11 protein-coding genes are annotated in these 12,754 nt (G+C 73.2%); 4 read left to right on the top strand and 7 right to left on the bottom strand.

The window, feature by feature from the left end:
• Positions 1 to 341: 341 nt before the first annotated feature.
• The 3 genes from ACWCQK_RS04115 to ACWCQK_RS04105 form a co-directional block, all read right to left on the bottom strand.
• A complete protein-coding gene (locus ACWCQK_RS04115; RefSeq protein WP_451151613.1) occupies positions 342 to 1,631 on the bottom strand; it encodes an HRDC domain-containing protein in 1,290 nt (429 codons plus the stop codon).
• A gap of 198 nt (positions 1,632 to 1,829) precedes the next feature.
• Positions 1,830 to 2,492 carry a response regulator transcription factor gene (locus tag ACWCQK_RS04110; RefSeq protein ID WP_030687574.1) on the bottom strand — a complete coding sequence of 221 codons (663 nt, stop codon included), beginning with the start codon at positions 2,490 to 2,492 and terminating at the stop codon, positions 1,830 to 1,832.
• Between the two features lie 419 nt (positions 2,493 to 2,911).
• Positions 2,912 to 3,586 (bottom strand): DUF3000 domain-containing protein, encoded by a 675-nt coding sequence (locus tag ACWCQK_RS04105; protein WP_451151611.1) that lies wholly within the window; start codon positions 3,584 to 3,586, stop codon positions 2,912 to 2,914.
• A 127-nt stretch (positions 3,587 to 3,713) separates the two neighbouring features.
• Here ACWCQK_RS04105 and hemE point away from each other — a divergent pair, with 127 nt between their 5' ends.
• Positions 3,714 to 4,781, top strand: coding sequence for a uroporphyrinogen decarboxylase (gene hemE, locus ACWCQK_RS04100; RefSeq protein WP_451151609.1), 1,068 nt, complete (start codon positions 3,714 to 3,716; stop codon positions 4,779 to 4,781).
• Between the two features lie 6 nt (positions 4,782 to 4,787).
• On the opposite strand, the gene ACWCQK_RS04095 is transcribed toward hemE, so the two are convergent.
• Positions 4,788 to 5,612, bottom strand: a complete 825-nt coding sequence (locus ACWCQK_RS04095) for a rhomboid family intramembrane serine protease (RefSeq protein WP_451151607.1) — start codon at positions 5,610 to 5,612, stop codon at positions 4,788 to 4,790.
• 125 nt (positions 5,613 to 5,737) lie between these two features.
• Here ACWCQK_RS04095 and ACWCQK_RS04090 point away from each other — a divergent pair, with 125 nt between their 5' ends.
• Complete coding sequence (locus ACWCQK_RS04090; RefSeq protein WP_451151605.1) at positions 5,738 to 6,037, top strand: hypothetical protein; 300 nt, start codon at positions 5,738 to 5,740, stop codon at positions 6,035 to 6,037.
• Positions 6,038 to 6,068: 31 nt separating this feature from the next.
• Here ACWCQK_RS04090 and ACWCQK_RS04085 read toward each other — a convergent pair whose 3' ends face one another.
• Both ACWCQK_RS04085 and ACWCQK_RS04080 read right to left on the bottom strand, forming a co-directional pair.
• Positions 6,069 to 7,463 carry an FAD-dependent oxidoreductase gene (locus ACWCQK_RS04085; RefSeq protein ID WP_451151603.1) on the bottom strand — a complete coding sequence of 465 codons (1,395 nt, stop codon included), beginning with the start codon at positions 7,461 to 7,463 and terminating at the stop codon, positions 6,069 to 6,071.
• A 27-nt stretch (positions 7,464 to 7,490) separates the two neighbouring features.
• A complete protein-coding gene (locus ACWCQK_RS04080; RefSeq protein ID WP_451151601.1) occupies positions 7,491 to 8,675 on the bottom strand; it encodes a DUF4349 domain-containing protein in 1,185 nt (394 codons plus the stop codon).
• 157 nt (positions 8,676 to 8,832) lie between these two features.
• Between ACWCQK_RS04080 and hemG the strand changes: the two genes are divergently transcribed.
• Together hemG and hemQ are read left to right on the top strand one after the other, a co-directional pair.
• Positions 8,833 to 10,284 carry a protoporphyrinogen oxidase gene (gene hemG / locus ACWCQK_RS04075; protein WP_451151599.1) on the top strand — a complete coding sequence of 484 codons (1,452 nt, stop codon included), beginning with the start codon at positions 8,833 to 8,835 and terminating at the stop codon, positions 10,282 to 10,284.
• 4 nt (positions 10,285 to 10,288) lie between these two features.
• Positions 10,289 to 11,020, top strand: a complete 732-nt coding sequence (gene hemQ / locus ACWCQK_RS04070) for a hydrogen peroxide-dependent heme synthase (protein WP_451151597.1) — start codon at positions 10,289 to 10,291, stop codon at positions 11,018 to 11,020.
• 4 nt (positions 11,021 to 11,024) lie between these two features.
• Here the strand turns inward: hemQ and ACWCQK_RS04065 are convergent, their stop codons facing one another.
• On the bottom strand, positions 11,025 to 12,632 hold the full coding sequence (locus ACWCQK_RS04065; protein WP_451151595.1) for an alpha/beta hydrolase: 1,608 nt from the start codon (positions 12,630 to 12,632) through the stop codon (positions 11,025 to 11,027).
• Positions 12,633 to 12,754: the final 122 nt, after the last annotated feature.

The raw sequence follows: 12,754 nt of genomic DNA, 5'->3' as shown, positions 1-12,754 counted from the left end.
TCCTCCAGATGCGGGATGGCACTGCTGCGCGGCGCACGCGGCTGAGCGTGCGCTCACCCCACCATGCTACTTACGAGTAACCACGCTGCCCAGCCCCGGAGGCGGGAGCGGCGAAGGTCACATCCGAGGTCTGCGCACGGCCGCACCGGATCTTGGCGCGATCTCGACGTCGGCGCCCCGCGAGGGCGCGCCGCACCGCGCGACCGGCCCCCGGCAGCCCGCGGTCGCGCGAGCGGCGAGAAGGCTCCTCGACGCCGGCCAGGGCCTGTCGTCGGGATCAGCCCGGTGCCGCGGACCGACGGCTCCGTCGGCCACGACCGGGCTGATCCGAACGAAAGGCTCTAGGCGTCCTCGACGGACAGCGCCTCCACCAGCACCGGTGTCACCTGCTCCACCTGCCACGGCCGCGCCCCGTACCCGGCCAGCGCCCCGGCGACCGACTCGGCGTCCACGCCCTTGGGCGGCTCCCAGCACACGCGCCGCACGGTGTCCGGCGTGATCAGGTTCTCCTGCGGCATGGTGAGCCGCTCGGCCAGCGCCGACACCGCGGCCCGCGCGGCGGACAGCCGGGCCGCCGCGGCCGGGTCCTTGTCCGCCCACGCGCGCGGCGGCGGCGGTCCCGTCACCTGCTGTCCCGGCTGCGGGAGCTGTACGTCCGGGATCTCCCGGGCGCGGTCGACGGCCGCCTGCCACTGGTCCAGCTGCCGGCGGCCCATGCGATGCCCGAACCCGCTCAGCGCGGCGAGGGCGTGCGCGTTGACCGGCAGGGAGAGCGCGGCCTCGACGATGGCCGCGTCGCCCAGCACCTTGCCCGGCGAGATGTCCCGGCGCTGGGCGATCCGGTCGCGGGTCTCCCACAGTTCGCGCACCACCGCGAGCTGGCGCCGCCGCCGCACCTTGTGCATCCCGGAGGTGCGTCGCCACGGGTCCTTGCGGGGCTCAGGGGGCGGGGCCGAGGCGATCGCGTCGAACTCCTGCCGCGCCCACTCCAGCTTGCCCTGCCGGTCCAGCTCCTTCTCCAGCGCGTCCCGCAGGTCGACCAGCAGCTCCACGTCCAGTGCCGCGTACCGCAGCCAGGGCTCGGGCAGGGGGCGGGTCGACCAGTCGACGGCGGAGTGACCCTTCTCCAGGACGAAACCGAGGACGCTCTCGACCATGGCGCCCAGGCCCACCCGGGGGAACCCGGCGAGCCGGCCGGCCAGCTCGGTGTCGAACAGCAGGCTGGGAACCATGCCTATCTCACGCAGACAGGGCAGGTCCTGGGTGGCCGCGTGCAGCACCCACTCCACTCCGGAGAGCGCCTCGCCCAGGCCGGAGAGGTCCGGACAGGCCACGGGGTCGATCAGCGCGCTGCCGGCGCCCTCGCGGCGCAGCTGCACGAGGTAGGCGCGCTGGCCGTAGCGGTAGCCGGACGCGCGCTCGGCGTCGACGGCGACCGGGCCGGACCCGGCGGCGAAGGCGGCGATCACCTCGGCGAGGGCCGCCTCGTCGGTGATCACCGGCGGAATGCCCTCGCGCGGCTCGAGCAAGGGGACCGGCGCCCCGGTGAGAGAAGTTCCGCCGTCGTCCGGAGGGGCGCCTCCGGTGGTTCGCAGTGACGTGGCTGCTGCGGTTTCTTGGGCGTCGGTCACATGTCAAGGGTATCTGTGTATGGACTGCGCCCGCCGACGGAACGTTCCGTCGGCGGGCGCTCGGGGGGCGTAAACCAGTCATGTGTCACACGTGTCAGTGAATCCGGTCGCTGAATGCGTCCGCCGGATCCGCTCCACGGGGTCGCTCCACGGGTTCGGTCGGCGGGTTCGGCCGGCTGGGTCGGTCGGCGGGTTCGGTCAGTGGATGATGCCGGTCCGCAGCGCCACCGCGACCATCCCGGCGCGGTCGCCCGTGCCGAGCTTGCGGGCGATGCGGGCGAGGTGGCTCTTGACGGTGAGCGCGGACAGGCCCATGGAGACGCCGATCGCCTTGTTCGACTGGCCCTCCGCGACCAGTCGCAGCACCTCGACCTCGCGGCCGGAGAGTTCGCGGTAGCCGCCCGGGTGGCTCGGGGCACCCGGGGGGCGGCGGTGCATGCGGGCGGCGGCGGAGCCGATGGGGGCGGCGCCGGGGCGGGTGGGGAGCCCGACGTTCGTACGGGTGCCGGTGACGACGTAGCCCTTGACGCCGCCCGCGAGGGCGTTGCGCACGGCGCCGATGTCGTCGGCGGCGGACAGGGCGAGGCCGTTGGGCCAGCCCGCCGCACGGGTCTCGGACAGGAGGGTGAGGCCGGAGCCGTCGGGCAGGTGGACGTCGGCGACGCAGATGTCGCGGGGGTTGCCGATGCGGGGACGAGCCTCCGCGATGGACGAGGCCTCGATGACATCGCGCACACCGAGCGCCCACAGATGACGGGTGACGGTGGAGCGGACGCGCGGGTCGGCCACGACCACCATGGCGGTGGGCTTGTTCGGGCGGTAGGCGACCAGGCTTGCGGGCTGCTCGAGGAGAACGGACACCAGGCCTCCTGGGTGGGGGACGGTACCGGCTCGTGGGGAAGAAGCCGGGACGAACCGTGCTTTCAAGGTCACAGTCGTCTTCGGCAGCAAACCCGGCCGCCTTTAGAGAATGATCACGATCTAGTGAGTAACAATCTGTGCAATTCGGACACGCGATCGATCATCCGAAGATCGAATCGCTTCGGTCGGAGCCGATTGGGTGCCAGAAAGTGGCCGTATCGACAAAGAGATCGCCAAAGTGGGCCGCCAAACGAGCCAAGCGGGGATCGGGGCGTGATCGAGGGCGTGATCGAGGGCGTGAAGCGGTGGCCGAGGGGTGGCCGGAAGGTGGTCCAGGCCGTGGGCGGGAAGGGGAGCGGGAGGTGGTGTGGCGGAGGTCGTCACAGGCGCGAGGTCGCCGCAGCCGCGCCGGGCGGGCGTCACCGTGAGTCCGGCCCCCGCCGCTGTGGCAGCGTCACCACCGACGCGTCGCCAGGACCGGCCGGCGGCAGGCCCGCGACCTGAGCCAGCAGATCGCACCAGGACGCCAGATGGGCCGCCGCGTCCGGCACCCCGCCCAGACCCTCCCGGGGCGTCCAGGAGGCCCGGATCTCGATCTGCGAGGCCGCCGGGCGTGCGGACAGTCCGCCGAAGTAGTGGGAACTGGCGCGCGTGACGGTGCCGCTCGGCTCGCCGTACGTCAGGCCCCGCGCCTGGAGCGCGCCGGTCAGCCACGACCAGCACACCTCGGGCAGCAGCGGGTCGGACGCCATCTCCGCCTCCAGCTCCGCGCGCACCAGCGTCACCAGCCGGAACGTGCCGTGCCAGGCGTCGTGCCCGGCCGGGTCGTGCAGCAGCACCAGCCGGCCGTCGGCCAGATCCTGGTCGCCGTCGACGACCGCGGCCTCCAGCGCGTACGCGAACGGCGCCAGCCGTTGCGGGGCAGGCGTCGGCTCCGCCTCGATCTGCGGTCGCAGCCGCGCGGTTCTGAGCGCCTCCACCGCGGCCCGGAAGGGCGGCGGAGCCGTGCTCGCATGCCGGGCGCCCTCCCCGGTGTCCTTCGCGTCGTCCATGTCGCCAGCGCCGTCCGACAGTCGTCCCTGAGCCGCAGCCATGCGGGGAAGATTAAGGGGAACCGGGCCTTCGTGCAGGGCAAGACACCCCCACGGCACCCCGCACCCCGGTGCACGGGGCCGCGTACCCCGGCCCGGGGCGCCTCCTCGCCGTGCGAGACTTGCCGTCGTGAGTGCCAACGGAAGCCCCACGGGCAAGCAGCCGACAGCAACGTACGACAGCCCCTTCCTGAAGGCGTGCAGGCGTGAGTCCGTGCCGCACACGCCCGTGTGGTTCATGCGGCAGGCCGGGCGCTCGCTGCCGGAGTACCGCAAGGTGCGCGAGGGCATCGCGATGCTGGACTCCTGCATGCGCCCCGAGCTGGTCACCGAGATCACGCTCCAGCCGGTGCGCCGGCACGACGTGGACGCGGCGATCCTCTTCAGCGACATCGTCGTCCCGCTCAAGGCCATCGGCGTCGACCTCGACATCAAGCCCGGTGTCGGACCGGTCGTCGAGCGCCCCGTCCGTACCCGCGCCGACCTGGCCCGGCTGCGCGACCTGACGCCGGAGGACGTGCCCTACGTCACCGAGGCGATCGGCCTGCTCACCGCCGAACTCGGCGCCACCCCGCTCATCGGTTTCGCGGGCGCGCCTTTCACCCTCGCGAGCTACCTCGTCGAGGGCGGCCCGTCGCGCACGTACGAGAACGCCAAGGCGATGATGTACGGCGACCCCGAGCTGTGGGCCGACCTGCTCGACCGGCTCGCGGACATCACGTCCGCGTTCCTGCGGGTGCAGATCGAGGCGGGCGCGAGCGCGGTCCAGCTGTTCGACTCCTGGGCCGGAGCGCTGGCCCCGGCGGACTACCGGCACTCGGTGATGGCCGCCTCCGCCAAGGTCTTCCGCTCGGTCGAGGAGTACGGCGTCCCGCGCATCCACTTCGGCGTCGGCACCGGGGAACTGCTCGGGCTGATGGGCGAGGCGGGCGCGGACGTCGTCGGCGTCGACTGGCGGGTGCCGCTGGACGAGGCCGCCCGCCGGGTCGGGCCCGGCAAGGCGCTCCAGGGCAACCTCGACCCGACCGTCCTGTTCGCCGGCCGCGAGGCCGTCGAGGCCAGGACGCGGGAGGTCCTGGACTCCGCCGCGCACCTGGAGGGCCACGTCTTCAACCTCGGTCACGGTGTCATGCCGTCCACCGACCCGGACGCCCTGACCCGTCTCGTGGAGTACGTCCACACCCGCACCGCCCGCTGAGCGGCCTCACCACGTGTGCCGGGGCCGCGCCCGCCTGCCGAACAGCAGGCCACGCGGCTCCGGAGGCGGCGGTGTCCCCGGGCGCAGCGGCCAGGCCAGCAGCATCCCGGCGAGGAAACCGACGACGTGTGCCGCGTACGCGACCGTGCCCACCTCGGACACGCCCTCGCCGGACGAGTACACCGCCTGGAGCACGAACCAGAAGCCCAGCACCAGCCAGGCCGGCAGCCGCAGCGGCAGGAAGACCAGGAACGGGACGAGCACCCACACCCGTGCCTTCGGATACAGCACCAGATAGGCGCCCAGCACACCGGCGATCGCTCCGGAAGCGCCGATCAGCGGGTCGGTCGAGTCGTCGTTGAGCAGCGCGAAGCCGTAGGAGGCCGCGTAGCCGCAGGCGACGTAGAACAGCGTGAACCGGATGTGTCCCATGCGGTCCTCGATGTTGTTCCCGAAGATCATCAGAAACAGCATGTTGCCCAGCAGATGCAGCCAACTCCCGTGCAGGAACAGCGCGGTGAGCACGGACAGCGGCGGCGACTTGTCGTAGTCCGGTGGCCCGGCCACACAGCCCGGGCCCTGCGCGCCGACCCCGATGTCGCCCGTCGGGACGGTCTGCGGCAGCTGATGGTGGATCAACTCCCTCGGCACCGCCGCGTACTGGTCCAGGAAGGCCTGGAGATGGCAGAGCCGGGCCAGATCGCTGCCGCCCGCCAGCGACCCGGCTATGCCGGGCATGGACAGGAACACGAGGACGTTCGCGGCGATCAGCGCGTACGTCACCCAGGGGGTACGGCGCACGGGGTTCACGTCATGAACAGGGATGACCACAAGGGACTTCTGCCCGCGATGGGCCGGTCGAACCGGTGAACGGGTGCCCACGGGCGTGCGTATGTCACGTCAACCGCCCGCGGTGCGGGGAAGGCGTGACGCGGGGACGACGTGAGGATCAGGCGATGAACGAGCGAGTTACTCCCCAGGCCCTGCCCGCGATGCAGGCCATGCCGGACGGCGAGGCGGAGCTCTCCCTGGTGGTGCGGCTGCCGTGGGAGGACGTCGCCCGGCTGGGCCAGGAGGCGGGGCGGCTCGCCGCCCAGATGCAGCGGCCGGTGACGCTCGACGAGGCGGTGAGCAACCGGCTGCGGACCACGCGGCCGGCGGCCGCGCACGCCAGGCCCGCGGCCGAGCAGCCGACGGCCGGCACGGCCGCGACCGCGTCCGTGGCCTCCCTGCCCCGGATCAGCGGCACGGCCTGAGGGCCGCGGGCCGGCCGCCGCGCGCGGACGGCTATCGCGCGCGTACCGCCGCCGCGGCCTTGCGGGCGGCCACCAGGACCGGGTCCCACACCGGTGAGAACGGTGGCGCGTACCCCAGGTCCAGGGCCGTCATCTGTTCCACCGTCAGGCCGGCGGTGAGGGCCACCGCGGCGATGTCGACCCGCTTCGCCGCGCCCTCCCTGCCGACGATCTGCACGCCGAGCAGCCGCCCCGTGCGGTGCTCGGCGAGCATTTTCACGGTCATGGCGGAGGCGCCCGGGTAGTAGCCCGCGCGGCTGGTCGACTCGATGGTGACCGCCTCGAACCGCAGGCCGACGCGGTGCGCGTCCTTCTCGCGCAGCCCGGTGCGCGCGATCTCCAGGTCGCAGACCTTGCTCACCGCCGTGCCGACGACGCCCGGGAAGGTGGCGTAACCGCCGCCGACGTTGCTGCCGATGACCTGGCCGTGTTTGTTGGCGTGCGTGCCCAGGGCGATATGACGCTCCTGGCCGGAGACCAGGTCCCGTACCTCCACACAGTCACCGCCGGCCCAGACGTTCTCGTGGCCGCGCACCCGCATCGCCAGGTCGGTGAGCAGGCCGTGGTGATGGCCCAGGGGCAGTCCGGCCGCCCGCGCCAGGGTCGTCTCCGGGCGTACGCCGATACCGAGCACGACCACGTCGGCCGGGTACTCGGCGTCCTCGGTGGCCACCGCCCGCACCCGGCCGTCGTCACCGGTGAGCACCTTGGTGACCTCGGTGTCGTTGACCATGGTGATGCCCAGGCCCTCCATGGCCCGGTGCACCAGACGTCCCATGTCGGGGTCGAGCGTCGACATGGGTTCCTTGCCGCGGTTGAGGACCGTAACCTCGTAGTCGCGGTTGATGAGCGCCTCGGCCATCTCCACGCCGATGTAGCCCGCGCCGACGACCACCGCGCGCCGGCCACGCGTGCGTGCCAGGGTGTCCAGCAGGGCCTGGCCGTCGTCGAGGGTCTGCACCCCGTGCACTCCCGGCGCGTCCACGCCCGGCATCTCGGGACGCACCGGCCGGGCACCGGTCGCGATCACCAGCTTGTCGTACGGCGTCCAGGACTCGGCGCCGGTGTCGACGTCACGCGCGCGTACCCGCTGCCCGGCCACGTCGATCTCCGTGACCTCGGTGCGCAGCCGCAGATCGATGTCCCGCTCACGGTGCTCCTGCGGCGTACGCGCGATCAGTTGGTCCCGGTCGCCGACGTCGCCGCCCACCCAGTACGGGATGCCGCACGCCGAGTAGGAGGTGAAGTGGCCGCGCTCGAAGGCCACGATCTCCAGCTCGCCGGGGCCCCGCAGGCGGCGGGCCTGGGACGCCGCGGACATTCCCGTGGCGTCCCCGCCGATGACGACCAGTCGCTCTGCCCGAGGGCTCTCACCGCTCATGCTCATACGAACACGCTACGGGCAGAAGGCATTTCAGTCCCGCTCAGCCCTGCCCTCGGTACCGTGCGACTCGGCACCGCGCGACTCGGCACCGCGCGACTCCGTGCCCTGCGCCCCGACGCCCTGTGCCCCGACGCCCTGTGCCCCGACGCCCTGCGCCCCGATGCCCTGCGTTCCGACGCCCTGTGTCCCGATGCCCTGCGTTCCGACGCCCTGTGTCCCGATGCCCTGCGTCCCGATCCCCTGCGTTCCGCCGGCCTGCGCCGCGCCGCCCTGTGCCGCGATGCGGCGCGACCGCAGGGGCCGCACCAGGCGCAGCCACACCAGCACCAGCAGTGCCGCCACCGCCGCGAACGGCAGCACCGCGCCGAACGCCATCGCGATCCAGCGCAGCATCGTCACGAACGCGTCCCAGCCGCCCCGGAGCGCGTCCATGAACCCGGGGTCGTCCTTCTTCTCGACCTTCGTCACCGGCGTCCCGGACAGGAAGAGGGTGATGGTGGCCATGCTCGTGCGGTCCTTCAGGGACGACTGCTGGGCCAGCAGCGACTCCAGGTCGGCCTCGCGGGAACTCAGTTCACCCTCCAGGGCGACCACGTCGCTGAGCTTGGTCGCCTGGTCCATCAGCTCCCGGATCCGGGCCACGCTGACCCGCTGCGTCTTGATCCGGCTGTCCACGTCCACGACCTGGTCCGTGACGTCCTGGGCCTTCGCCGTGCGCTCCAGGAGCTTGCCCGTGCCCTCGAGGTCGGCGAGGACGGCGTCGTACCGCTCGACGGGCACCCGCAGGACGACCCGGGTCTGCTCGCCGCTGTCCTCGTCGCGGGTGGTGGTCTCGTCGCCGACGTAGCCGCCCGCGTTCACGGTGCTGGTGCGGGCCGCGTCGAGGGCCTTCGGCACGTTCTTGACCCGCACCGTCAGGGAGGCGGTGCGGATGATGTGGCTCACGGGCAGCCGCGTCGGCGTCTCGGCCTTGGCACCGGATCCCTGGCTGCTGTCCGCCGCGCCCTCCGCGGCCTGGGCCCCGGGTGCGACGGCGGCCTTGTCGGCGGAACTGGCGGAGCGGTTGTCGCCCCCGCCGGCGCTGCACCCCGCGAGGGCGAGGGAGGAGGCGAGCAGCAGCCCGGCCAGGGCCTGGACGGGGCGCGGGACGGAAGGGGCCGCGGAACGGGATGTGGGACGGGCCGCGGAACGAGGTGCGGAACGGCGTGCGGGCATGTGGGTCTCCCCCCGGGTCGTGACGAGTGACGATCCTTCGACGCCTGGACGGCCCGGGACGTTGGCGGCGGTCGGTTCCGATGCGGTCACGGTCAGGACTCGCGCAGGACACCGGGGCCGGGCGGGGGTGTCAGCGGGGTCTGAGAGAGTGGACGACATGAGCGCAACGGGTACGGGCACCAGGCACGTCGTCGTCATCGGGGCCGGGATCGCGGGGCTGGCCGCCGCGCACCGGCTGCTGGAGCGCGGTGCGCGCGTGACCGTGCTGGAGGCGTCCGACCGGGTCGGCGGCAAGCTGCTGCCCGGCGAGATCGCGGGGGTGCGCGTGGACCTGGGGGCCGAGTCGATGCTCGCCCGCAGACCGGAAGCGGTCGCGCTCGCGCGCGAGGCGGGTCTCACGGACCTGCTGCGGCCGCCGGCCACCGCGACGGCCTCGATCTGGACCCGGGGCGCCCTGCGCCCGATGCCCAAGGGCCATGTGATGGGCGTCCCCGGCACCGCCTCCGCGCTGGCCGGCGTCCTGTCCGACGAGGGCCTCGCCCGCATCGACCGCGACGCCGACCTGCCGCGCACCGAGGTCGGCGACGACATGGCGGTGGGGGAGTACGTGGCGGCCCGGCTCGGCCGCGAGGTCGTCGACCGCCTGGTGGAACCCCTGCTGGGCGGGGTCTACGCGGGCGACGCCTACCGCATCTCGATGCGCTCGGCCGTCCCGCAGCTGTTCGAGGCCGCGCTGACCCACGACTCGCTGACGGAGGCGGTCCGCGAGATCCAGGCGAAGGCGGCGGCGAACCAGCCGGCCGGGCCCGTCTTCATGGGCCTCGTCGGCGGAGTGGGCCGGCTGCCGCTCGCCGTCGCCGACTCGGTGCGGTCCCGCGGTGGCGAGATCCGCCTGAACAGTCCGGCGCACGGCCTGCGCCGCACCGGCACCGGCTGGGAGGTCCTGACCGACGGCCGCACCGAGCGGGCCGACGCCGTGGTCGTCGCCGTTCCCGCCCCGGCCGCGGCCCGGCTGCTGCGCGCCGACGCCCCCGGGGCCGCCGCCGAACTGGCAGGCGTGGACTACGCCTCCATGGCCCTGGTCACCCTCGCCTACCGACGCGGCGAGACCGCCCTGCCCGAGGGCAGCGGCTTCCTCGTCCCGCCCGTCGACGGGCGCACCATCAAGGCGTCCACGTTCGCCTCCGGCAAATGGGGCTGGATCGCCGACGAGGACCCGGAGGTCGTCGTGGTGCGCACCTCCGTCGGGCGGTACGGCGAGACGGAGATCCTGGGACGCGACGACGCCGCTCTCGTGGACGTCTCCCGGCACGACCTGAAGGCCGCCACCGGCCTCGACGCCACCCCGCTGGAGACCCGCGTCACCCGCTGGACCGACGGCCTGCCCCAGTACCCGGTCGGCCACCACGCGCGCGTGGCCCGCATCCGCGAGCACGTCGCCGGCCTCCCGGGGCTGGCCGTGTGCGGCGCGGTGTACGACGGCGTCGGCATCCCGGCCTGTATCGCGAGCGCCTACGCGGCGGTGGACCAGCTGCACGGCGACGCACGCCGGACGCGGGAGCTCACCGCCCACCCGGTGCAGAGCCTGCACGGCGGAGCGGGAGAATAGCCTCATGAGTGACGACGCCCCCACCACCGAGTCCGGCAGGATCCCGAACAAGGGCAAGCTGGCCAAGGACCTCAACGAGGTCATCCGCTACACCCTGTGGTCCGTCTTCCGGCTGAAGGACGTGCTGCCCGAGGACCGCGCGGGTTACGCCGACGAGGTCCAGGAGCTGTTCGACCAGCTCGCCGCCAAGGACGTGACCGTCCGCGGCACCTACGACGTGTCCGGCCTGCGCGCCGACGCCGACGTCATGATCTGGTGGCACGCCGAGACCGCCGACCAGCTCCAGGAGGCGTACAACCTCTTCCGCCGGACCAAGCTGGGGCGGTCCCTGGACCCGGTCTGGTCGAACATGGCGCTGCACCGCCCCGCCGAGTTCAACCGCTCGCACATCCCGGCGTTCCTCGCCGACGAGACGCCCCGCGACTACGTGAGCGTCTACCCCTTCGTGCGCTCCTACGACTGGTACCTGCTGGCCGACGAGGACCGCCGCCGGATGCTCGCCGACCACGGCAAGATGGCCCGCGGCTACCCGGACGTCCGCGCCAACACGGTCGCCTCGTTCTCCCTCGGCGACTACGAGTGGATCCTGGCCTTCGAGGCCGACGAGCTGTACCGCATCGTCGACCTCATGCGCCACCTGCGTGCCTCCGAGGCCCGTATGCACGTCCGCGAGGAGGTCCCGTTCTACACGGGCCGCCGCAAGGACCTCGCCGAGCTGGTCGCGGGCCTCGCCTGATCCCTCAGTTCCCGCCCGAGGCCCGGTCCTTCGGCGGCTGGGCCTTGGGCTCCTGGTGCGGTGCGCAGGACGCGTGCCGCACCGGAAGCCGGCCCTCCAGCAGATACGCGTCCAGGTAGCCGTTGACACAGCGGTTGGGCCCGCCGCCGACGCCGTGCGCGCCGGCGTCCCGCTCGGTGACCAGCACCGCGTCCGCCAGCCGCCGGTGCAGCTCCAGGGCGCCGTCGTAGGGCGCCGCCGCGTCCCGTTCGGCGGCCAGGATCAAGGTCGGCGGCAGCTCGCCCGGCCCGGTCCGCACGTCCAGCGGCTGCTGCCGGGGCGCCGGCCAGAACGCGCACGGCAGGTTCGCCCACACGTTGTCCCAGGTCTCGAACGGCGCCACGCGCGCGAGCCGCGTGTTGTCCCGGTCCCACACCTTCCAGTCCGTCGGCCAGGGCGCGTCGTTGCACTCCACCGCCGTGTAGACGGCGTTCGCGTTCTCCGCCTCGGCCGCCGCGTCCGTGACCGGCGCCGCCTGGTCGATGAGCGGCTGCGGGTCGCCCTTCAGGTACGCCGACAGCGCCCCGGCACGCGACGGCCAGTACTCGTCGTAGTACCCCGCCTGGAGGAACGCGTTCTGCAGCTGTCCGGGGCCGACCTTCCCGCCGGCCGGCTCGGCGGCCAGCCGGGCCCGCGCCCGCTCGTAGCTGTCCGCCACCGCCGCGGCCGTCGTGCCCAGCCCGTACACGTCGTCGTGCCGGGCCGTCCATTCCCGGAAGTCCGCCCAGCGGCCCTCGAAAGCCGCCGACTGGTCGAGGTTGTTGCGGTACCAGACCTGCTCGGGGGCGGGGTTCACCGCCGCGTCGAACACCATCCGGCGTACGTGCGAGGGAAACAGGGTCGCGTACAGCGCCCCGATGTAGGTGCCGTACGAGGCACCCATGAACGTCAGTTTCGACTCGCCCAGCGCGGCGCGCAGGACGTCCAGGTCGCGGGCGTTGTTGAGCGAGGTGTAGTGGCGCAGCGCGCTGCCCGCCCGCTGCGCGCAGCCGTTCGCGTAGGCCTTCGCCTGGGCGATGCGCTCCTGCTTGTACGACTCGGAGGGGTGGACCGGCGCGGGCGAGGGTCCTTTGAAGAAGTGCCGGGCGTCCTGGCAGGACAGCGGCGCGGACCGGCCGACCCCGCGCGGGGCGTATCCGACCAGGTCGTAGCCGGCCGCGATGCGCTTCCACTCCGGGACCACGCCGATCAGCGGGAAGTACATGCCGGAGCCGCCGGGACCGCCGGGGTTGTAGACCAGGGCGCCCTGCCGGGGCACCCGGCGCTTGCTGTTGTGCGGATCGCGGTGGGTGGCGGGCATCCGGCTCACGGTGAGCTTGATCTGCTTGCCGTTCGGGTGCGCGTAGTCCAGCGGGACGCTCACCGTGCCGCACTGGAGGGTGCCCGGCGCGTCCTGCTCCTTGGTACAGGCGCCGAAGTCGATGCCGGCCGCGGCGGCGCGCGCGGCGGCCACCGCGGTGCCGCCCCGCTCGGCCACCGCGCCCGAGGCGCCGGGGCTGCCCCCGGCCGGGCCGGCGGTGAGGGCGGTCAACAGCAACGACCCGGCGGCCGAGTAGACGACGGCTGCTCTCATCGCGGATCCCTTCGGTGCACACGGCGGTGACAAAAGGGATGGTTCGTGGGGGTGTGGGGGAAGGCAAGCACCATCCGCCGGTGTCGGCGCCAATGCCTCCGTGCGCCCCCGGCGGGGCGCGG

Source organism: Streptomyces sp. NPDC002306 (genome assembly GCF_053593435.1).
This window is presented reverse-complemented; position numbering and strand designations above follow the sequence as displayed.